The organism is Aminobacter sp. 01T433 (assembly GCF_056398585.1).
This window is the reverse complement of the sequence record NZ_JBFTPR010000007.1, coordinates 326,311-345,303: the sequence shown is the minus strand read 5'-3', so window position 1 is coordinate 345,303 and position 18,993 is coordinate 326,311. Positions and strand designations below refer to the sequence as shown.

Here is an 18,993-nt window from a genome sequence, read left to right as displayed (position 1 = left end):
CTATATCCAAACCATCATGACGACTTCGATCGACACCATCCGCGACGACTTCACATTCCTGGACGAATGGGAGGACCGCTATCGCTATGTCATCGAGCTCGGCGAAGCGCTCCCACCTTTCCCCGAGGCCTCCCAGACCGACGCAAACAAGGTCCAAGGCTGCGTCAGCCAGGTTTGGCTGGTGACCCATCAGGGCGAAGGAGCCGATCCGGTCATCCAGTTCGAAGGCTATTCCGATGCCCATATCGTGCGTGGGCTGGTCGCCATCATGCTCGCGCTGTTTTCCGGTCATCGTGCCAGTGAGATCATGGCAATCGACGCCGAAGCTACCCTGAAGACGCTTGGGCTCAACGAACACCTGTCGCCGCAGCGTGCCAACGGCCTGCGCTCGATGGTCAAGCGCATCAAGCGCGACGCCGAGGCAGCACAGCGCCAGATCGCCTGAGCCACCTCAGCCCAGTTTCGGGCGATAATCTTCCGCTCCCCAATGCAGAACCTTGCGCCCGCGATTCATGGCGGCGCCCGGATTATAGTGACGCGCCAACACCCCGAGTGCCGATTTGAGCACGATCTTCGCCGAGCGCACCGGCCAGCTGCGCTCTGTCTCGACCAGCTCCAAGCCCTTGAGGAAGCAGCAGACGTCGATCAGCACGCCTGAAAGCTCCGGCCCGACAGCATCGATCGCCATGTCGACACGCTGACGCGCGGCAAGGGCCGCATCGGTCAGATCGACCAGCCCGCCGCCGGCACCGCGCTTGCCGGACGACACACTCGCCACCCAATTGGCGCCCATGCGCGGCATGATCTGGCCGCGCGTGTAGTCGGAGCGCAGCCGTTCGCCGGCTGCAAATTCGCTCCGGCTCAAAAACGGCTCACCCGCCTTGGTCTTGCGCCGGACAAGTTGGCTCAGCGGCGATTCCGACAAGTTGATCAAAGCCGCATGCTGCCCGGCCACTGTATCGACAATGATCGTTTCCAGCTCGCGGTGCTGCCCCTGGAATGGATCGGCCGCGCTCGCCTGGCGCCGAGCAGCCGCCCTGCCCTCCGGCGACAGCTGCACCGTTCGGGAACTGCGGCTGACAAGGCCCTCTCGGGCAAGTGCCGCCAGAACCTTTGCGTCGACGGCGATCCGCTCGGCCCTGTCATTTTCGAGCAGCACCTTGCCGCCACCTGCGGCTGGCTCGCATTCGGCGGGGCCCTTGGCCAACAGCGTGATTACGCGTTTCCGCAGCTTTTCATCCACCAGATCATTGCTCATCTCAGCGCTCCAGCCTGTCGCGAAACGCCGCGATCGCCACCCGCTCGGCAAGGGCAACGATCCGGTCGAAGTCGGCATCGTCGCGCAGATCTTCAACGGTATGGCAGGCATAAAGCACCGTCGTGCGGTCGCGTCCGAAACCCCGGCCAACCTCGCTCATGGTAAAGCGGAACACGACATGGGCGACATACATCGCAATCTGCCGGAGACGGCTGATGTCGTTGCCCGTTCGGCCAAGCCGGCGGAGTTCCTTGCTCGGAACGCCAAACAGCGCGGCCATCAGATCGATCATCGCATCGCAGCGCTCGACCACCTCGTCGCGACGCATTTCGGCAAGGAGATCAAGCGATGAGCGCTCGTCCCGCGCCGCAGCTTCTCGCGCCTCGTTCTGCCGTTTCACCAATAGTGCCGATGTGGATCCCACCAAACTCGTCCCCCACCAAAGATAGGAATAAGTTCTTATACAGCGACCCGGCGAGGTGTGAACAAAAAATGAACATGCACACGGCGAACGAAAGATCAACGCATTGGAATCGTTCATATTTTTATTTTTCTGCGCTAAAATATCGCTGCAGTTTCTCCCCACCCTGAAAACCGCCCGCATGATTGCCTGATCAGAGTCACAGCAGGCAGGTCGCGATGCGGGATTTTTCAGGTGAAATTGCAGCCTTCAAGAAAGACAAGCTCACCGAGCTCACGGATGCCAGGCAAAGAGCTGCCTTGCAGCTTTGCTGCGGGATCGAGCTTTCGAATGCATTGTCCGCAGAGCCGACACCGACATTGGCGCTACTCAAGCGTCTTGAGCGCGCGATCGAGCGCGAGCGGCTCAGAGGCGTCAATCGCCATTGGAGCTACGATCTCAACCGCCACATCGCGCTCAAGCAAGTACGAGACCGGCTGAAGGGCGTATTTCCCGATCAGCCGGGACGTTTGTCGCTCCGGCCGCGCCGACACCGGCCAAAACGCAAAGCGGCGCCCGAAGGCGCCGCAGGCTGAATGTATTTCGAAGTGCCGTTACTTGGCCTTGCGCTTGCGGCCCAGGCCCATCTTCTTGGCGAGCTGCGAGCGCGCAGCCGCGTAGTTGGGCGCCACCATCGGATAGCTGGCATCAAGGCCCCACTTTTCGCGATACTGGTCTGGCGTCAAATTGTAGTGCGTCATCAGGTGACGCTTGAGGGATTTGAACTTTTTACCATCTTCAAGGCAGATAATGTAGTCGTCGTGCACCGAGCGCTTGGGATTGACGGCTGGCTTCTGCTTGTCCGCCGGCGGTGTCTCGGCGACGTTGCCAACGCGGCCCAGGGCTGCGTGGACATCGGCGATCAGCCCCGGAAGTTCTCCCACCGGGACCGGATTGTTGCTGACGTAAGCTGCCACCACATCGGCGGTCAGTTCAATCAGTGTGTCGTTGCTAGCTGCAGGCGTTTCGGAAGTATCCATATGCTTCAGGCCCCAATGTGACTGGATGTTTTTTTGCCCGATATCTCGACCGGGATGCGGCGCGTTCTTGTATCGCAATTTGCCACTGCGACTCGCGTTCCGTCACTTTAATGAGCCTGTCTCTATAACAAGTCAATTCACTATTCTTTGCGATACAAGAACAATGAGTTCAACACTTCTCTAACAAATGAACGTTTTTGATAGGGTAATGCCTTTATATGAGATCAAGTTGCGCAACGCTGAAAGTTCTGACCGATGGTCATTGTCAGCGATCAGTTACCAGATGATCGTTGTTCTTTGATGGATCGACTGTTTCCGCCAGATCGTCGCTTACCGAGCCCGGCCACATGCGATATCCGGCAGCATATGCCGCTTTTGCAAGCAAATGAGCAGAAATTGGCGCTGTCAGCAGAAAGAACACCACACCTGCCAGCACGCGAAGTGCTGTAGCGAATTCGCCAATATGCACTCCAAGTGCGATCAACATCAGGCAGGAACCCACAGTTCCGGCCTTCGAGGCTGCATGCATACGTGTGTAGATGTCAGGAAGGCGTATCAAACCTATGGATGCAGTCAGGGCAAACAACGCGCCAACCACGATAAGAGTTCCGGCAAGATAATCACCAACACTGCTAATCATGGCCGCTCCTCTTCGGCTTCGTCTTCCTTGGCATCGACACCGCCGCTCATGACAAAACGCGCGAAGGCAACAGTGGCCAGGAACCCGACAAGACCAAGTGCGATGGCAACGTCGACGTAAAGCGTGAAGCCTGAGCGCAGGCCGAGAACGGCAATGAAGCCGATCGCAACGGCAACGAGCATGTCGAGCGCAAGGATCCTGTCAGGCAGCGACGGGCCCTTCACCACACGCACCACCACCAGCAGGAACGAGATGGTGAGAACAACAAGCGCAAAGATCGCGCACATATTCAGGAAAGCAGCTCCAGACATCATCTGAATGCCTCCAGTATTCTACGCTCGAAACCCTGGCTTATGTCGCGCCGCGCCTGTTCGGGGTCGGAGCAGTCCATTCCGTGCACGAAAAGCGTTCGCCGGTCGTCGGAGACATCGACAGACAAGGTGCCAGGCGTCAGCGTGATCAGATTGGCGAGCAAGGTGATTTCGAAATCCCGGTCGACCTTCAACGGATAGGCGAAGATGCCGGGCTTTATATCCATGCGCGGCGACAGAACCAGCCTGGCGACCCGAAATGCCGACAGGAGAAGCTCCTTGACGAAGAGGCCGATGAGCAAGAGCAACGCCACCGGGCGGACAACCGCCCTTGTCGTCTGAAGCTGATCGCGCACTAGAAACAGGACAATCCAGCCAATCGCAAAGCCGAAGACCGAATTGGGGATCGAGTAGCTGCCAGAAATGGCGACCCAGACCAGGGCGAGTATCAGTGCGTTGCGATACGGGATCATGATCCGCCTCCCCCGGGGAAGACCGCGTGAACATAGGCCGACGCATCGAGCAATCCGCTCGCAGCAGTCGTTGAGACGCGTATGAAAGGCTCGGGCACGATGCCCATCGCCAGCATCGCCAAGGTCAGGATCACCACGGCACCACAACCCAATGTCGACATCGTGCCGTCAGTCGCAGCTTGAACGCCGGGAACTTCAACGCGCCAGAACGCCAGGATGAACACGCGACCAAGCGCAATGGTGGCAAGAAAGCCGCTGAGCAGTATCGCTGCAGCTATTGGCCAGGCGCCGCTGTCGAGTGCTGCCCGCACCAGCATCACCTTGGGCCAAAGTCCCGAGCCCGGCGGCAAGCCAGCCACGGCAAGCGAGATGATGAAGGCGAGCAAGGCGAGAAACGGGCTCGCGCCATAAAGCCCCGACAGCTTGAGGAGCGAAAAGCTGCCGCCACGCTGGCGCATCAGTCCGCCGAGCAGATAAAGCGCCGACAGCGCCAGCATCGAATGCAGCGCATAAAATATCGCCCCCGAGAGCCCACCAGTTCCGCCGAGCGCGATACCCGCCAGCATGATGCCGACACCTGATATGACGAGGAACCCGGCGATGCGGCGAATATCGGACTGTGCCAGCGCGCCAAGCGCGCCGATCAGCATTGTTGCAACCGCCACCCAGCCGATGACACCGGCAAGTGCCACGCGCTCGACTGCAAAGATCATCACCAGCGTGCGCAGCAACGCATAGATGCCGACCTTGGTCAAAAGCCCTCCGAACAGAGCGCCGGTGATGACAGGGGGCGTGTGATAGGACGCCGGCAGCCAGAAATTCACCGGAAAAGCCGCCGCCTTCATGCCGAAGGCGAGCAGAAAGAGCGTCGCCAGCGTCATCAGCGGTGCCGCCTCGCCGATCTGCCCCGCTTTTGTGGCCAAATCGGCCATGTTGAGCGTGCCGAAGGTTCCGTAGAGATAGCCTGTCGCGATCAGAAACAGCGTCGTGCCGACGAGATTGAGGATCGCATATTTGGTGGCGCCGTCGATCTGCGTCTTCTCGGACCCAAGGATCAGCAGGCCGAAGGACGAGATCAAGAAGACCTCGAACCAGACATAGAGGTTGAACACGTCGCCTGTCAGGAAGGCGCCGCTGACACCGGCCATCATCAGCATCAGGAACGGATAAAAGCCGTAACGCCGGCCTGTCGCATCGACATCGCTTACCGAATAGGCGCAGCAGACAAATGCCACGATCGACGCTGTCAGCGAAAAGGCAGCGCCCAGCGCGTCGACAGTGAAGGAGATGCCGAAAGGTGGCAGCCAGCTTCCCATTGTCATCGAGATGGGGCCTTCGGCCAGCACATGTTGCAGCAAAAGACCATTCGTGCCGACCATGGCCGCAAGCACGGCGAGCGCCAGCACCGCGTGCCAGCGGATACTGTGCCGGATCATCAACAGCACCGCACCGGCAATGAGCGGCAGCAACACCGGCGCGATGACCAGCCAGTCGGCGGCGGCCACCGGCCCGGCAATCATCGCTGTTGCCTTGTCGATGATCTGACCTTGCACAGCCATTCGCTCAATACCCCATCGGCGGCAGGCCGTCGTCAACAGGCTCGGCAACACGCATGCCGTCGGTGTCGTCAGTGCCGATCTCCTGGTAGGCGCGGTAGGCAAGCACCAGCAGGAAGGCAAAGAACGAAAACGAGATGACGATCGCCGTCAGGATCAGCGCCTGCGGCAAAGGATTGGCCACAGCCCCCACCGGCACATCGAGGCCCTGGGCGATGATCGGCGGTACCTCGCGCATGATACGGCCATTGGTGAAGATCAAAAGGTTGACCGCGTTGCCGAACAACACCACGCCGAGCAGGATGCGGATGATGTGCCGCGACAGCATGAGGTAGATGCCCGCCGCGAAGAACAGCCCGACAAGGATTGCGAAGACGGCTTCCATCAATCGTGCTCCCGGTCTTCGAGGGCGAGCGCAATCGATGTGAACGACCCGACCACGACCAGATAGACGCCGATGTCGAAGACCATGACGGTCGACAGGTCAGTGCTGATGCCGAAGAGGCTTGGTGCGCTCCACAATCCAGTCAGGAATGGCACGCCGAAGAGCAGCGACGGCAGCCCGGCAACCGCCGCAGCGAACAGCCCGAAGCCGGCAATCGCCATGGGATGAAAATAGAGCGCGCGGCGCACGGCAGGCACGCCGAAGGCAATGCCATGAATGGCAAAGGCCGATGCCGCGACCAGTCCGCCGGTGAACCCGCCACCTGGCTCGTTATGGCCGCGCAGGAGCACGAACACTGAAAACATCAGCATCAGGCCGGTGAGATAGGGTGCCGCAGTCCTGAAGATCAGCGTCTGCATGCTATGCATCCTCCGCCACGGCTGCGCGGACTTCCGTCTTTTTCGAACGGATACGCACCAAGGCCAGGATCGCCAGCCCCGTGACCATCACCACGGCGATCTCACCCAGCGTATCGAGGCCGCGGAAATCGACGATGATGACGTTCACGACGTTGCGGCCATGCGCGATCGTCTTGGAATAGGTGCTGAAGAACTGCGACAGCCGGTCGTCGAAGGGCAGCTGCGTCACTTTGAGCAGCAACAGCGCGAAGCCGGCACCGCAAGCGCCGGCGATGACCATGTCCATCAGCTTCTGTCCGGTTGGCCGATGGTCGGTCGGTGCCAGCCTCAGCCGCGTCATCACCAGGGCCAGGATCACCACCGAGAGCGTCTCGACCATGAACTGGGTGAATGACAGGTCCGGGGCGCCAAACAGCATGTAAAGCAAGGCCACCGCGAAACCCTGTATGCCGAGCGAGACGATCGCAGTCAGCCGGCTGCGCGCGTGAACAACCGCTGCCACGCCGATCACCGCAATGGCCAAAACGCCCCATTCGTAGAAACGGAATGCCGGCACGCTTGGCATGTCAGGCAGTTCGTCGAACAGAACCATCGGCAACAACAGCGCTGTTGCCACCGCAACGAAGGTGACGGTCATATAGATGTCGAGGCGGCCATTGTGGATGATGCGGGTCAGACCGGTGGCGAGGCGTAACAGACCGCGCAGCGCCTGGTCGAAGCCCTGATCTGGGCCCCAGCCAATAGCGTTGAGTGCGCCAGCCATCGCCTCGCGCAACCTGTTCTGCGCCAGGTAGGCGACAATTCCCAAGGCTATCGTTGCTACGGACAAAAGCAGGGGAAGGCCAAGATGCGGCACCACGGAAATTTGCACATCGATCGCCTTGCCAGCCACTGCACTGGCCGTCGGCGACGACAGCAAGCGGTGCGCCAGCGGGAATGCCAGCGACAGGCCAAGACCTGACGAGCCCAGAACCACCGGTCCCAGCCACAGCGCCAGCGGCCCCTCATGGGCCGTTTTCGGGGTCTTGGTCGCGGCGCCCAGGAACGGCTTCAGCGCGACCACGAATGCCACGGCGAACATCAGGGCGTTGCCGACAATGACCACCGGCAGGGCGACACTATTCCAGGCATAAGATGGGCCAAGTGCCGCATAGATCTCTTCCTTTGCAAGGAAGCCGAAGAAAAGAGGCGCACCGCCCATCGACAGTGCGGCCATCAAAGCCGCTGCGAACGTAATGGGCATGGCGCCACGCAGGCCGCCCAGTTTGGTTACATCGCGAGTACCCGTCTCATGGTCGATCAGGCCGGCGACCATAAAGAGCGCGCCCTTGAACATCGAATGCGCGATCAGATAGAGCGCTGCCGCCTCGACCGCCTTGTCCGACCCAAGGCCGGTCAACATCACCAGCAGGCCGAGCGAGGCTACGGTGGTGTAGGCAAGCATCAGCTTGAGATCGGTCTGCCTGACAGCGAGCAGCGTTCCGACAGCAAGTGTCGTTCCGCCAAACAGCGGCAGGATCGTTTCCCAGGCCGACGTATCGCCCATGACGGGGTTGAGACGCATCAAAAGATAGACGCCGGCCTTCACCATGGTCGCCGAATGCAAATAGGCCGAAACCGGCGTCGGCGCCTCCATGGCGTTGGGCAGCCAGAAGTGGAACGGAAACTGCGCCGACTTGGTGAAAGCGCCGCCGAGCACCAAAACCAGTGCGGCGAGATAAAGCGGGCTGTTGCGCAACACGTCGCCGGAGCCAAGCAGCGCTGAAAGCTCATTCACATCAGTCGCTTGCGCGATCACAAGCAGGCCGGCGAGCAGCGAAAGCCCACCGAGCCCGGTCACCAGCAGCGCTTGCAACGCCGCACGCCGCGAGGCTTCGCGCGCATGATCGAAACCGATCAAGAGGAACGAGGTAATCGACGTCAGTTCCCAATAAACGAAGAGCATCAGGAACGAATCCGAGACCACAAGCCCCAGCATCGCGCCCATGAACAGCAGGATGAACGAGAAAAACCGTCCCTGTTGCGGGTGCCCTTTGAGATAGCCGCCGGAATAAATGACGATCAGCGTGCCGATGCCCGAGATCAGCAGCGCGAAGGTCAAAGACAAGCCGTCAAGGTACCAGGAAAATCTCAAGCCGAGGCTGGGCGCCCAGTCAAACCCGTTTGAAACAGCAAATCCGGAACTCACCGTTCCGAGCATCCCGGCGAAATGCACGAATACAAGCAATGGAACCGCAGCAAGCAGCCAGCCGGCATTGTGTTTCATCACGCGGGTCAGAAGCGGAGCGAGCAGCGCGCCGACAAATGGCAGCATGAGGATAAGGAAGGTCAGCGGGCGGCCCTCTTTTGCATCTCACGTCATTACCGCTAGGGGCATAGACGCCCAGCCACGTGGGGGCAAGCCTCAACCGATCTTGTCAACGACAAGTGCCGTCGAGTTGATGAACAATGCAACTCAGCTCTTGAACCCGCCCTGATCGGCGTGTTCAGTCGCCATTCGAGATTCATCTTTTTGCGAGACGCAATGACCAGACCCGCCATTTTCGCCGATATCGCCGCTCCCTCGACGGAGCAACGGCCCGTTTCCGACACGCATCACGGCATCACGCGCGTCGACGAATATGCCTGGCTGCGTGCGGACAATTGGCAGGAAGTGTTCCGCGACCCGAGCTTGCTCGATCCGGCGATCCGCAGCCATCTCGAAGCGGAGAACGGCTACCAGTCCGAACTGATGGCTGATACCACCGAGCTCAGGAAGAAGCTTTTCGAGGAAATGAAAGGCCGCATCAAGGAAGACGATTCCTCGGTACCGATGAGGGACGGCCCCTTCGCCTATGGCTCGTCCTACAAGAAGGGCGGCGAGCAGCCGCGCTATTTCCGCGTTCCAAGCGAGGGCGGCCCCGAGGAGATCATTCTCGACGGCGACAAGGAAGCCGACGGCCACCCCTATTTCCGTCTCGGCGGGCTCGATCACTCCTCCGACCACAAGCGCCTGATCTGGGCGTTCGACGACAAGGGGTCGGAGTTCTACACCTTGCGTGTTCGCGACCTGTCGACCGGCAAAGACCTCGGCGACATCGTTGGCGACACCGGCGGCTCGGGCGTATGGGATGCCGCCAATGCCGGCTTCTTCTATACCCGCCTTGATGCCAACCACCGGCCGTCCAAGGTCCTGTACCATGCGCTTGGCAGCGATGCCGCTTCAGATCGGCTGGTCTATGAAGAAACCGATCCCGGCTTCTTCATGAATGTCGGCGGCACGCGCTCCAACGAATGGATCATGATCTCGATCAGCGATCATGAGACATCGGAATACAGCCTGTTCCCGGCCGCCGATCCCCTCGCCGCGCCGAAGCTGGTGGCGGCCCGCGAAATCGGACTGCAATACGATCTCGAAGAAGGCGGCGACATCTTCTTCGTGCTGACCAATGCCGACGGCGCCAAGGACTTCAAGATCATGACCGCGCCGGCCAACGATCCGGTCCGCGCCAACTGGAAGGAACTGGTCGCCCACGAGCCGGGCCGCCTCATCCTCTCAATCATCGGGTTCAAGGATTTCATGATCCGCCTCGAGCGAAAGGAAGGCTTGCCGCGCATTGTCGTGCATGAGCGCGCCACCGGCGCCGAGCACCACATTTCTTTCCCCGAAGAGGCATTTTCGCTTGGACTGTCCGGCTCTTATGAATACGACACCGACACGATGCGTTTTTCCTATTCGTCGATGACAACGCCAACGCAGTTGTTCGACTACAACATGCGTACGCGCGAACGGGTGCTTCTCAAGACCCAGGAAGTGCCTTCCGGCCACAATGCCGAGGACTATGTCACGCGGCGCCTGATGGCCCCTGCTCCCGATGGCGAACTCGTGCCGATCTCGCTGATCCACCATCGCGACACACCGCTCGATGGCACGGCACCTTGCCTGCTCTATGGTTATGGCTCCTACGGCATCACCATTCCTGCGGCATTCAACACCAACTGCCTGTCGCTGGTCGACCGTGGCTTCGTTTATGCCATCGCCCATGTTCGCGGCGGCAAGGACAAGGGTTATGCCTGGTACGACGATGGCAAGCGCGAGACCAAGGCCAACACCTTCACCGACTTCATCGCCACAGCCCATCACCTGGTCGCAGAGCGCTATACCTCGCATGACCGAATTGTCGCGCAAGGTGGCTCGGCCGGCGGCATGCTGATGGGGGCTATCGCCAACATGGCGCCGGAAGCCTTTGCGGGCATCATCGCCGAAGTGCCCTTCGTTGATGTGCTGACCACGATGCTCGACGACACCTTGCCGCTGACGCCGCCGGAATGGCCCGAATGGGGCAATCCGATCGCCTCGGAAGCGGACTACAAGACAATCGCCGCCTATTCGCCTTACGACAACGTCGCCGCGCTCGACTATCCGCCGATCCTAGCGGTCGCGGGCCTGACCGATCCGCGCGTTACCTATTGGGAGCCAGCCAAATGGGCGGCGCGCCTTCGTGAGCGCAAGTCGGGCAACAGTCCGGTGCTGTTCAAGATCAACATGGATTCCGGCCACGCTGGCGCCTCAGGGCGCTTCTCGCGTCTGGAAGAAGTCGCCTTCAACTACGCCTTCGCCTTGAAGGTGGCCGGGCGCGCCTGACGACTGCGAAGCGGACCGGCGGTTGCAATAACCGCCGGCCCTCGATCAACCGGCCGGCTTCGGCGGCTGCGCCGGGTAGCCGTTGGAATGTCCTGGAATTGCCTTGAGATAGGCCGCGATCGCCGCGCGGTCCTCAGCGGTCAGCCTGGCCATGTTCTTTTGCACTTCGACCATCGTGCCGCCGACCGAATCGAATTCCGGCGTGAAGCCGGTTTCGAGATAGCTGGCGATATCGCTTTCCGACCAGCCGCTTATGCCGCGCCCTTCGGGCGTGATGTTGGGCACGACACCATCACCTTCGGCGGCTTTTGCGCCTGCCAGCCATTGGGTTTTCTCAGTGCCGCCGGCAAAGCTGCGCGGCGTGTGGCATTCGCCGCAATGTCCCGCCCCTTCCACCAGATCGCGCCCATGTAGGAGCTGGTCGGCCGTACCGTCGGCAAATGCGACCACCGGCTCATCGCTGAGGTAGAGCATCTTCCAGAGCCCCAACCCGCGACGAACATTGAACGGGAAAGCGAGGCTATGGCCAGGCGCCTTGCCGGCTACGGGCGGCAGCGTCTTCATGAAGGCATAGAGGTCGGCGACATCGGTCGGCTTCATGCGGGCGTAAGAAGTATACGGAAATGCCGGGTAAAGGTGCTGTCCATCCCGCGCAACGCCCTTGAGCATCGCGTTGGCGAAGTCCTCGAGTGACCACGCGCCGATGCCGTCGTTGGGATCGGGAGAAATGTTCGGCGCAACAAAGGTGCCGAATTGAGTCTTGAGTTCGACGCCACCCACCAGTTGCAGGCGTGCATCGCCCTCCGATTTCGGCTTGGCATGACAGGACGCGCAGCCACCTGCATCGAAAATGCGCTGGCCCCGGGTCGCATCGCCGGTCCCAATTGCTGCCAAGGTCTCCGGTCCCAATTTCTCGGGAACCGTCAGCCACCAGAAAACCGCGGCTCCGGCGCCGCCAAGCGCCAGAGCCGCAATTGCGAGTTTCTTGAAAACAGCCATCCGCTAGGGGTCAGCCCTTCTTCACGCGGAAAGCTTCGTGGCAGGTGCCGCAGGTCTGGCCAATCGCGCCGACCTGCGATTTCAGCGCGTCGAGATCCTGAGCTGGATTTGCCACCGCTGCGGCAGTGACCGCCTTGAACTTGTCGACCTGCGCCTGGAAGCCAGCCGGGTCCTCCCAGATTTTCGGGGAGGCTGTCGTGTCGCCCTTGTCGCTTCCGACTGGGAATGACGCGGCAACGTCGATCTTTTGAACATTGGTATTGAGCGCCGTCAAAGCCGCCAGAACCGCGGCCGCATCGAATGGGGTTTCACCCTTCACCATCTTCACGAGTATGCCGACATCCCTGGCATTTTCCTTCATGACCGCTTGGCGATCGGCAATCACGTCAGCGAATGCCGCAGTAGTAGCAAGCGCAAGCGCTGCAACGGCAAATACGAGCTTTCTCATTAGGTCCTCTCCGGGTTGCGATATGCTGCCTAGGGCCAACGGCGAAACTGGCCGAATTCGTCCCGATATTCTCCTCACGCTTCCGTGATCTCGACAGTTAATTTCGCAGCACCTCAACAAACGAAAAAAGCCCCGGACTTGCCGGGGCTTTCCTCGTTCAATGATGGGGCTCAGGCCTTTTCGTACAGCTCGAGCACGTAGTCCCAGTTGATCAGGCTGTCGACGAACGCCTCGAGGTATTTCGGGCGGGCGTTGCGATAATCGATGTAATAGGAATGCTCCCAGACGTCGACGCCGAGGATCGGGGTCGCGCCGTGGACGAGCGGGTTCTCGCCGTTCGGGGTCTTGGAGATGGCAAGCTTGCCATCCTTGACCGACAGCCAGGCCCAGCCCGAACCGAACTGGGTCGTACCAGCGGCGATGAGATCCGCCTTGAACTTGTCGTAGCCGCCGAGATCGGCATCGATCGCCTTCTGCAGCGCGCCGGGCAGCTTGGTGCCGCCGCCGCCCTTCTTCATCCACTTCCAGAAGTGGACGTGGTTGTAATGCTGGGCAGCATTGTTGAACAGGCCGGCGTTCTTGCCGAACGACTGCTTCACCACCTCTTCCAGCGACAGCTTGTCCATGCCTGCTTCCGCAGCCAGCTTGTTGCCGTTGTCGACATAGGCCTTGTGGTGCTTGTCGTGGTGATACTCGAGCGTCTCCTTCGACATGAAGGGCTGCAGCGCCTCGTAGTCGTAGGGCAATTCGGGCAATTCAAAAGCCATGGATCATACTCCCTTGCTGGCAATTTAGCGGCATGACTATGCCGTCTACAGATAGGTCGTCATCGTCTTGTGACAACGGATGAGAGGCGCTGTTTTTTCTTTGCTACACTCAGGCCTTAGCTGTCGCGTGCGCCCACTCCCAATATAGCTCGCGCGATTTTTTTGCTACCGGTCCCGGCTGCAGAATTCGATCTTCGATGCGCGTGACCGGAACGACCTTGGAATGGTTGCCGGTGGAGAAGATTTCATCGGCTTCAAGGAATTCGCGCACCGACAGGGTCCTTTCGACGACCGAAACGCCCTGCTCGGCAAGAAGCGACATCGTGCGGCTGCGCGTTATTCCGGAAAGAAAAGTTCCGTTCGGCGCTGGCGTAAACACCTGGCCGTTCTTGACCAGGAAAATATTGGACGAGCCTGTCTCAGCGACATTGCCCAGCATGTCGAGCACCAGCGCATTGTCGAAACCGCGCATCTTGGCCTCGAGGATCGCCCGGCCGTTGTTCGGATAAAGACAGCCCGCCTTGGCGTTTGTCGGCATGGTTTCCATGCTCGGACGGCGGAAGGGCGACAGGCCAATCGAAAATCCCGTGGGAGGGAGCATCGGTGATTCGTACAGGCACAGGCAAAACCGCGTCGAGGCAGGGTCCGCCGGCACACCCATGTAGCCGCCATGCTCGGCCCAATACATCGGCCTGATATAGACCGCCGTCCTGCCGTCGAATTTCTTGAGCCCATCCCAGGTCAGCCCGACGATCTGCTCAGGGCTCATGGTCGGCTTCAATCCGAGTGCAATGGCCGAGGAATTGACGCGGCGCGAATGCGCTTCAAGGTCGGGCGCCACGCCCTCGAACCAGCGACCGCCGTCGAACACACTGGAACCGAGCCACATGGCATGGCTGCGCGGGCCAATGATGGCGACATTGCCCTCATGCCAGTCACCGTCGACGAAGGTCCAGGTCGTTGATTGTGCAGCCGCCGCGAGCGTCATGGTCAGTTTCCCGTCGCATCTTGTTGATCGTCGGCATGGAAAAGGCTTTGGCACCCCTCGTCAACCAGCAAGAAGCTGAAATGTTGGAGCCAGCCGATAGTTGCGCTTGCGCTCGGTGCCAAGCCGTTGGAAAACCACGGCATGCGCCACGCTGCCTACATATTCGATGCCTATGGCACGCTGTTTGACGTGCATGCGGCCGTTCGTCGCCATGCCGCCGACATCGGTCCCGAAGGCCAGCTTCTGTCCGAGATCTGGCGGGCCAAGCAGCTCGAATATTCCTGGGTCCGTACGCTGATGGGCGCTTATCTCGACTTCTGGCAGCTCACCGAGCAGGCACTCGACTTCGCCTTCCGGAAAGTGCCCTCGGTCGACCCGGCGTTGCGCAGCAAGCTGCTTGACGCCTACTGGCGCCTCGATTGCTATCCCGAGGTTCCTTCGGTTCTGCGCAGCCTGAAGGAAAATGGGGCACGGCTTGCCATTCTCTCCAACGGCTCGCCCGCCATGCTGGAGGCTGCGGTACGTTCGGCCGGGCTCGACCTGATCCTGGACGAGATATTCTCCGTCGACAGCGTGCGGCGCTTCAAGCCGGACCAGTCCGTCTACGATATCGTCGCCAGCAACTGGCGCCTCTACCCGCAAGCGATATCGTTTCAGTCGTCCAATCGCTGGGACATTGCAGGCGCCGCGAAGTTCGGTTGCCGGACCGTCTGGATCAATCGCTCCGACCAGCCGGACGAGTATCGGGACTTCCCGCCCTCGCTGATCCTGCCGTCGCTGGAAGGTTTAGTTACAATTGGTTAGCTACCCATAGGTCAATATTGTTGCCATAACGCAACAGTGATTGGCCTGTCACAGCTTCGCCATGCTTTGTCCACCCTCAGGTCAGATTTTGACCCGCCTATCACCGCGAGCGTTAAGGGGGACGCAGTCAGTTTCCTTTAAATTCACCATTTCTTTCGAACTGGAATCCTAGATCGCAGCCATGCCCACATTCATTGATTCATCCCGCCCGCTCAGCCGGCGCGGCTTTCTAAACTTGGCAGCCGCAGGCGCTGCCACAGCAGCGCTTTCCGCCTGCTCGACCGTCACCGGAGGCAGCACAATCGTCGGCGCCCCGGTGATAGCACCGCCCCCCCCAACATCACCCGCCATTAACCCCGCCTTCGGCGATTATGTCAGCATGTATGGCCCCGTCAGTGACGAGGGCTATGAAGTTCCGGGCATTCCGATCAAGAAGGTGAAGCCCCAGTTCCTGCGCCAGATCGTCGCCGATCCGACCGGCGAGCGCCCGGGCACGCTCGTCGTCGACACCTCGACGCACTACCTTTACCTCGTCCGCGAGAACGGCGAAGCGATCCGCTACGGCGTCGGCCTCGGCCGCGCCGGCTTTGCCTGGTCGGGCCGCGCCGTCATCCAGTGGAAGCGCAAGTGGCCAAAGTGGACACCGCCGGACGACATGATCGGCCGTCGGCCGGAACTCGAGAAGTACAGCGTCCGCAACGGCGGCATGGCACCGGGCCTGGACAACCCGCTCGGCGCGCGTGCGCTCTACATCTTCCAGAACAACGAAGATACGCTCTACCGTGTCCACGGTTCGCCAGAATGGTGGACGATCGGCAAGTCGGTGTCGTCGGGCTGCGTGCGCCTGATGAACCAGGACATCATCGATCTCTACGATCGTGTGCCTTCCAAGACACCGATCCTGGTCACCAACGGCCTCGGTATGGCTTGACCTTGTAGGTCCCTTTACGAACCGAAACGGCGCGTCATTGACGCGCCGTTTTGCTTTGGAGCCTCTCGCGTCAGAAGCCCTTTTTCAGACTTCCAAGAATTCCGCGAACCAGCGCGCGACCAACCGACGAGCCGACCGAGCGCACCACCGACTTCATGGCTGCTTCGGTCACGGACTGGCGGTTGGACGTACGCGGCCTTGGCGCGTTGCCCGTCGTGCGACCACCCGATGTCGTCGTGCCGCCACTGTCATTGCCGAAGCCGGGAATGGTCCATCCGCCACCACCCGTATTCGCCTGCTGTGCTTGCTCCTGCGCCTTTTGCGCATCGAGCGCTTTCTTCTGCAACATTTCGAATGCCGACTCGCGGTCGACAGCCTGATCATATTGCCCGGCGACAGGGCTCTCGTTGATCAGCTTCTGGCGCTCCTGCGGCGTGATCGGCCCAAGCCGCGACGCCGGCGGACGGATCAGCGTCCGCTGCACCATCGACGGAACGCCCTTTGCCTCGAGCGTCGAGACCAGCGCCTCGCCCGTGGCCAGTTGGGTGATCGCCTTGGCGCAATCGAAATCCGGGTTCGGACGGAAGGTGTCCGCCGCCGTCTTGACCGCCTTCTGCTCGCGCGGCGTATAGGCGCGCAGCGCATGCTGTACGCGGTTGCCAAGCTGCGCCAGCACGGTTTCGGGAACGTCGAGCGGGTTCTGGGTGACGAAATAGACGCCGACGCCCTTCGAGCGGATCAGGCGCACGACCTGCTCGACCCGGTCGACGACGATCTTGGGCGCTTCGTCAAACAGCAAGTGCGCTTCATCGAAGAAGAACACCAGCTTTGGCTTGTCGGGGTCGCCGATTTCCGGCAGCACTTCGAAAAGTTCGGACAGCAGCCAGAGCAGGAAGGTCGCGTAAAGCCGCGGGTTCATCATCAGCTTGTCGGCGGCGAGCACGTTGATCGCGCCGCGTCCGTCGCGCGTGGTGCGCATGATGTCCGAAATCCTCAACGCCGGCTCGCCGAAGAAATGGTTGCCGCCTTGCGTTTCCAGCACGAGTAGCGAACGTTGGATCGCGCCGACGGATGGCCGCGTGACATTGCCGTAGCGCGCGCCGATTTCTTCGGCACGCTCGGCGACATTGGCGAGCAACGCCTGCAGATCCTTCATGTCGAGGAGCAACAGCCCTTCTTCGTCGGCAATACGGAAAGCGATATTGAGCACGCCTTCTTGCGCATCGGTGAGGTTCATCAGCCGCGAAAGAAGCAGCGGCCCCATCTCCGAGACCGTTGCGCGGATCGGGTGCCCCTGCTCACCGAACAGATCCCAGAAGATGACAGGGAATTCCTGGAACTCATATGGGTCGAGCTTGATCGCCTGCGCGCGGGCGGTGAGGAAGTCCTTGGCTTCGCCCATCATGGCGATACCCGACAGGTCGCCCTTGATGTCGGCGCAGAACACCGGAACACCCGCATTGGAAAAGCCCTCGGCGAGAACCTGCAACGTTACCGTCTTGCCGGTACCCGTCGCGCCTGTCACGAGGCCATGGCGATTGCCGTACTTCAGCAGCAACTCTTCCGGCCGCTGATAGCTGTCGTCCGGCTTGCGGCTGGCCCCAATGAAAATGCTTTCGTCCTGCGCCATGGGCTGTCTCTCCGGCAACGGCAATGCTCTTTCGACCGCATCGGCGATCAGATGAAAGGTATAGTGGCGGCGCTGCGGTGCGACAATGGCGCGCGGCCAAAATGAGCCGCGCGGGCTGACATGCCAATCGAAAGCGAACCCACCCGACCTGCCATGGCAAGCTTGTCTTGGATCGCCGCGCCTCATATGTTATACGCAAGTTATAACACGGAGACGCCGCCATGAACGTGACCGTTCGCAAGATTGGCAATTCGGAGGGTGTGATCCTGCCGAAGGAAGTGCTCGAAAGGCATAATCTGAGGGCTGGCGACACGCTGGTACTCACTGAAGACGGCAACGAATTGCGTCTCCGTCCCGCAGAGGACGATCCTGAAGAGTTCGAGCGCAAGATGAAGGTCGCCCGCGAACGGATGAAAAAATACGAGGTCGCCTATCGCGCTCTTGCGAAATGACAGAGTTCCACTCGCGTCAGTTCGTCGAGGCTTTGCACGCTGAACAGTTGCGGCTTCATGGCGGAGCGGCAGGGGTTCGTTCCGAGGACATGCTCGAGACGGCACTGGCGCGGCCCTTGCAAAAAGTTGCCTACGGCACACCCGACCGATGCGAACTTGCGGCAGCCTATCTTTTTGGCATCGCCAAGAATCACCCGTTCGTCGACGGCAACAAGCGCACGGCTTTTGCCGCAGCCGACTTGTTTCTCTATTTCAACGGGCTAAGCGTCGAAGCATCGCAACAGGACGTCATCCAGTTCGTGCTTATGGTCGCAGCTGGCGAGATCGATGAGGCAGGCGCGGTCGCTTTCTTCCGCGACCACACGGTCCCCATCGAAGTCTAGTTGCCCAGTTCGACGATTTCCCATTCGTGTCCGTTGACAGACGCAACCTCACCGACGGTCTTGCCGAACAACGCGATCGCCATTGGCGAGGCATGGGAGATACGGCCGCTGGCTGCGTCAGCCTCGTCTTCCCCGACGATCTTCCAGACGTTGCGCTTGCCGTTGTCATCCTCGACCACGACCTTCATGCCAAACCGGACGACTGTGCTGTCGGGCTCGGGAACAGAAACTTCGGCTGTCTCCCGGCGGGACTGCCAATAACGCAGGTCGCGTGAGACAGTGGCGATGCGTTCGCGGTCGGCATCGTTCTCGGCCTTGGCCAGATCTTCGCGCAAGCTCGCAAGCTGGGCCTCGATATGGGCCAGGCCCTGCTCGGTCACGAGGTTTCGCGACGCACTGACCGGCCGCTCGCCGATGTCGGCAATCACATTTTCACTGTCGTCTTCACGGGTGAAAGCTCTGCTCATGTCCTGAACCTAGGTGTT

Annotated in this window: 23 protein-coding genes; 7 read left to right on the top strand and 16 right to left on the bottom strand. The window is 60.5% G+C overall.

Features of this window, described 5'->3' with window-relative positions; genetic code table 11:
* Positions 1–16 precede the first annotated feature (16 nt).
* Positions 17–445, top strand: coding sequence for a SufE family protein (locus AC1DLV_RS15225; protein WP_476800752.1), 429 nt, complete (start codon positions 17–19; stop codon positions 443–445).
* A gap of 6 nt (positions 446–451) precedes the next feature.
* On the opposite strand, the gene AC1DLV_RS15220 is transcribed toward AC1DLV_RS15225, so the two are convergent.
* Complete coding sequence (locus tag AC1DLV_RS15220; protein WP_476800751.1) at positions 452–1,258, bottom strand: DUF6456 domain-containing protein; 807 nt, start codon at positions 1,256–1,258, stop codon at positions 452–454.
* Between the two features lies 1 nt (position 1,259).
* Complete coding sequence (locus AC1DLV_RS15215; RefSeq protein WP_476800750.1) at positions 1,260–1,658, bottom strand: helix-turn-helix domain-containing protein; 399 nt, start codon at positions 1,656–1,658, stop codon at positions 1,260–1,262.
* A 239-nt stretch (positions 1,659–1,897) separates the two neighbouring features.
* On the opposite strand from AC1DLV_RS15215, the gene AC1DLV_RS15210 reads away from it, so the two are divergent.
* Positions 1,898–2,254, top strand: a complete 357-nt coding sequence (locus tag AC1DLV_RS15210; protein ID WP_476800749.1) for a cytoplasmic protein — start codon at positions 1,898–1,900, stop codon at positions 2,252–2,254.
* Positions 2,255–2,272: 18 nt separating this feature from the next.
* Here the strand turns inward: AC1DLV_RS15210 and AC1DLV_RS15205 are convergent, their stop codons facing one another.
* The 8 genes from AC1DLV_RS15205 to AC1DLV_RS15170 form a co-directional block, all read right to left on the bottom strand.
* Positions 2,273–2,698, bottom strand: a complete 426-nt coding sequence (locus AC1DLV_RS15205; protein WP_476787493.1) for a Ros/MucR family transcriptional regulator — start codon at positions 2,696–2,698, stop codon at positions 2,273–2,275.
* A 265-nt stretch (positions 2,699–2,963) separates the two neighbouring features.
* Positions 2,964–3,338: a monovalent cation/H(+) antiporter subunit G gene (gene mnhG / locus AC1DLV_RS15200; protein ID WP_476800748.1), complete on the bottom strand. Its 375-nt coding sequence runs from the start codon at positions 3,336–3,338 to the stop codon at positions 2,964–2,966.
* Positions 3,335–3,652 carry a cation:proton antiporter gene (locus AC1DLV_RS15195; RefSeq protein WP_476800747.1) on the bottom strand — a complete coding sequence of 106 codons (318 nt, stop codon included), beginning with the start codon at positions 3,650–3,652 and terminating at the stop codon, positions 3,335–3,337. The genes mnhG and AC1DLV_RS15195 overlap by 4 nt, the downstream gene beginning before the upstream one ends.
* Positions 3,649–4,122, bottom strand: coding sequence for a Na+/H+ antiporter subunit E (locus AC1DLV_RS15190; RefSeq protein WP_476800746.1), 474 nt, complete (start codon positions 4,120–4,122; stop codon positions 3,649–3,651). Before AC1DLV_RS15190 ends, AC1DLV_RS15195 begins: the two co-directional genes overlap by 4 nt.
* Entirely contained in the window at positions 4,119–5,681 is a 1,563-nt protein-coding gene (locus tag AC1DLV_RS15185) for a Na+/H+ antiporter subunit D (RefSeq protein ID WP_476800745.1), read from the bottom strand. Before AC1DLV_RS15185 ends, AC1DLV_RS15190 begins: the two co-directional genes overlap by 4 nt.
* Positions 5,682–5,685: 4 nt before the next feature.
* A complete protein-coding gene (locus AC1DLV_RS15180) occupies positions 5,686–6,063 on the bottom strand; it encodes a Na+/H+ antiporter subunit C (protein ID WP_476800744.1) in 378 nt (125 codons plus the stop codon).
* The gene (locus AC1DLV_RS15175; RefSeq protein ID WP_476800743.1) at positions 6,063–6,482 is read right to left on the bottom strand and encodes a Na+/H+ antiporter subunit B; all 420 of its coding nucleotides are present in this window, start codon (positions 6,480–6,482) and stop codon (positions 6,063–6,065) included. Before AC1DLV_RS15175 ends, AC1DLV_RS15180 begins: the two co-directional genes overlap by 1 nt.
* Position 6,483: 1 nt before the next feature.
* Positions 6,484–8,814, bottom strand: a complete 2,331-nt coding sequence (locus AC1DLV_RS15170) for a putative monovalent cation/H+ antiporter subunit A (protein WP_476800821.1) — start codon at positions 8,812–8,814, stop codon at positions 6,484–6,486.
* 192 nt (positions 8,815–9,006) lie between these two features.
* On the opposite strand from AC1DLV_RS15170, the gene AC1DLV_RS15165 reads away from it, so the two are divergent.
* A complete protein-coding gene (locus tag AC1DLV_RS15165) occupies positions 9,007–11,106 on the top strand; it encodes a S9 family peptidase (protein ID WP_476836179.1) in 2,100 nt (699 codons plus the stop codon).
* A gap of 45 nt (positions 11,107–11,151) precedes the next feature.
* Here AC1DLV_RS15165 and AC1DLV_RS15160 read toward each other — a convergent pair whose 3' ends face one another.
* The 4 genes from AC1DLV_RS15160 to AC1DLV_RS15145 form a co-directional block, all read right to left on the bottom strand.
* Positions 11,152–12,105, bottom strand: coding sequence for a cytochrome c (locus AC1DLV_RS15160; protein WP_476800741.1), 954 nt, complete (start codon positions 12,103–12,105; stop codon positions 11,152–11,154).
* Positions 12,106–12,115: 10 nt separating this feature from the next.
* The gene (locus AC1DLV_RS15155; protein ID WP_476800740.1) at positions 12,116–12,553 is read right to left on the bottom strand and encodes a c-type cytochrome; all 438 of its coding nucleotides are present in this window, start codon (positions 12,551–12,553) and stop codon (positions 12,116–12,118) included.
* A gap of 170 nt (positions 12,554–12,723) precedes the next feature.
* Positions 12,724–13,320 carry a superoxide dismutase gene (locus AC1DLV_RS15150; protein ID WP_476782983.1) on the bottom strand — a complete coding sequence of 199 codons (597 nt, stop codon included), beginning with the start codon at positions 13,318–13,320 and terminating at the stop codon, positions 12,724–12,726.
* Positions 13,321–13,429: 109 nt separating this feature from the next.
* Entirely contained in the window at positions 13,430–14,308 is an 879-nt protein-coding gene (locus tag AC1DLV_RS15145) for a branched-chain amino acid aminotransferase (RefSeq protein WP_476800739.1), read from the bottom strand.
* Between the two features lie 141 nt (positions 14,309–14,449).
* Here AC1DLV_RS15145 and AC1DLV_RS15140 point away from each other — a divergent pair, with 141 nt between their 5' ends.
* Positions 14,450–15,112 carry a haloacid dehalogenase type II gene (locus AC1DLV_RS15140; RefSeq protein ID WP_476800738.1) on the top strand — a complete coding sequence of 221 codons (663 nt, stop codon included), beginning with the start codon at positions 14,450–14,452 and terminating at the stop codon, positions 15,110–15,112.
* Between the two features lie 181 nt (positions 15,113–15,293).
* The gene (locus AC1DLV_RS15135; protein WP_476800737.1) at positions 15,294–16,043 is read left to right on the top strand and encodes a L,D-transpeptidase; all 750 of its coding nucleotides are present in this window, start codon (positions 15,294–15,296) and stop codon (positions 16,041–16,043) included.
* A 70-nt stretch (positions 16,044–16,113) separates the two neighbouring features.
* Here the strand turns inward: AC1DLV_RS15135 and AC1DLV_RS15130 are convergent, their stop codons facing one another.
* Positions 16,114–17,673, bottom strand: coding sequence for a helicase HerA-like C-terminal domain-containing protein (locus AC1DLV_RS15130; RefSeq protein ID WP_476800736.1), 1,560 nt, complete (start codon positions 17,671–17,673; stop codon positions 16,114–16,116).
* 221 nt (positions 17,674–17,894) lie between these two features.
* Here AC1DLV_RS15130 and AC1DLV_RS15125 point away from each other — a divergent pair, with 221 nt between their 5' ends.
* Both AC1DLV_RS15125 and AC1DLV_RS15120 read left to right on the top strand, forming a co-directional pair.
* The gene (locus AC1DLV_RS15125; protein WP_476800735.1) at positions 17,895–18,125 is read left to right on the top strand and encodes an AbrB/MazE/SpoVT family DNA-binding domain-containing protein; all 231 of its coding nucleotides are present in this window, start codon (positions 17,895–17,897) and stop codon (positions 18,123–18,125) included.
* Positions 18,122–18,508, top strand: a complete 387-nt coding sequence (locus AC1DLV_RS15120; RefSeq protein ID WP_476800734.1) for a type II toxin-antitoxin system death-on-curing family toxin — start codon at positions 18,122–18,124, stop codon at positions 18,506–18,508. Before AC1DLV_RS15125 ends, AC1DLV_RS15120 begins: the two co-directional genes overlap by 4 nt.
* Here AC1DLV_RS15120 and AC1DLV_RS15115 read toward each other — a convergent pair.
* Positions 18,505–18,975 carry a GreA/GreB family elongation factor gene (locus AC1DLV_RS15115; protein WP_476800733.1) on the bottom strand — a complete coding sequence of 157 codons (471 nt, stop codon included), beginning with the start codon at positions 18,973–18,975 and terminating at the stop codon, positions 18,505–18,507. The genes AC1DLV_RS15120 and AC1DLV_RS15115 overlap by 4 nt on opposite strands.
* Between the last annotated feature and the right edge of the window lie 18 nt (positions 18,976–18,993).

What these genes read in the sequence shown, in the direction of transcription:
- AC1DLV_RS15225 (WP_476800752.1), top strand. Translation starts at nt 17, where the DNA reads ATGACGACTTCGATCGACACCATCCGCGACGACTTCACATTCCTGGAC.
- AC1DLV_RS15220 (WP_476800751.1), bottom strand. Translation starts at nt 1,258, where the DNA reads ATGAGCAATGATCTGGTGGATGAAAAGCTGCGGAAACGCGTAATCACG.
- AC1DLV_RS15210 (WP_476800749.1), top strand. Translation starts at nt 1,898, where the DNA reads ATGCGGGATTTTTCAGGTGAAATTGCAGCCTTCAAGAAAGACAAGCTC.
- AC1DLV_RS15205 (WP_476787493.1), bottom strand. Translation starts at nt 2,698, where the DNA reads ATGGATACTTCCGAAACGCCTGCAGCTAGCAACGACACACTGATTGAA.
- mnhG (WP_476800748.1), bottom strand. Translation starts at nt 3,338, where the DNA reads ATGATTAGCAGTGTTGGTGATTATCTTGCCGGAACTCTTATCGTGGTT.
- AC1DLV_RS15195 (WP_476800747.1), bottom strand. Translation starts at nt 3,652, where the DNA reads ATGATGTCTGGAGCTGCTTTCCTGAATATGTGCGCGATCTTTGCGCTT.
- AC1DLV_RS15190 (WP_476800746.1), bottom strand. Translation starts at nt 4,122, where the DNA reads ATGATCCCGTATCGCAACGCACTGATACTCGCCCTGGTCTGGGTCGCC.
- AC1DLV_RS15185 (WP_476800745.1), bottom strand. Translation starts at nt 5,681, where the DNA reads ATGGCTGTGCAAGGTCAGATCATCGACAAGGCAACAGCGATGATTGCC.
- AC1DLV_RS15180 (WP_476800744.1), bottom strand. Translation starts at nt 6,063, where the DNA reads ATGGAAGCCGTCTTCGCAATCCTTGTCGGGCTGTTCTTCGCGGCGGGC.
- AC1DLV_RS15175 (WP_476800743.1), bottom strand. Translation starts at nt 6,482, where the DNA reads ATGCAGACGCTGATCTTCAGGACTGCGGCACCCTATCTCACCGGCCTG.
- AC1DLV_RS15165 (WP_476836179.1), top strand. Translation starts at nt 9,007, where the DNA reads ATGACCAGACCCGCCATTTTCGCCGATATCGCCGCTCCCTCGACGGAG.
- AC1DLV_RS15160 (WP_476800741.1), bottom strand. Translation starts at nt 12,105, where the DNA reads ATGGCTGTTTTCAAGAAACTCGCAATTGCGGCTCTGGCGCTTGGCGGC.
- AC1DLV_RS15155 (WP_476800740.1), bottom strand. Translation starts at nt 12,553, where the DNA reads ATGAGAAAGCTCGTATTTGCCGTTGCAGCGCTTGCGCTTGCTACTACT.
- AC1DLV_RS15150 (WP_476782983.1), bottom strand. Translation starts at nt 13,320, where the DNA reads ATGGCTTTTGAATTGCCCGAATTGCCCTACGACTACGAGGCGCTGCAG.
- AC1DLV_RS15145 (WP_476800739.1), bottom strand. Translation starts at nt 14,308, where the DNA reads ATGACGCTCGCGGCGGCTGCACAATCAACGACCTGGACCTTCGTCGAC.
- AC1DLV_RS15140 (WP_476800738.1), top strand. Translation starts at nt 14,450, where the DNA reads ATGCGCCACGCTGCCTACATATTCGATGCCTATGGCACGCTGTTTGAC.
- AC1DLV_RS15135 (WP_476800737.1), top strand. Translation starts at nt 15,294, where the DNA reads ATGCCCACATTCATTGATTCATCCCGCCCGCTCAGCCGGCGCGGCTTT.
- AC1DLV_RS15130 (WP_476800736.1), bottom strand. Translation starts at nt 17,673, where the DNA reads ATGGCGCAGGACGAAAGCATTTTCATTGGGGCCAGCCGCAAGCCGGAC.
- AC1DLV_RS15125 (WP_476800735.1), top strand. Translation starts at nt 17,895, where the DNA reads ATGAACGTGACCGTTCGCAAGATTGGCAATTCGGAGGGTGTGATCCTG.
- AC1DLV_RS15120 (WP_476800734.1), top strand. Translation starts at nt 18,122, where the DNA reads ATGACAGAGTTCCACTCGCGTCAGTTCGTCGAGGCTTTGCACGCTGAA.
- AC1DLV_RS15115 (WP_476800733.1), bottom strand. Translation starts at nt 18,975, where the DNA reads ATGAGCAGAGCTTTCACCCGTGAAGACGACAGTGAAAATGTGATTGCC.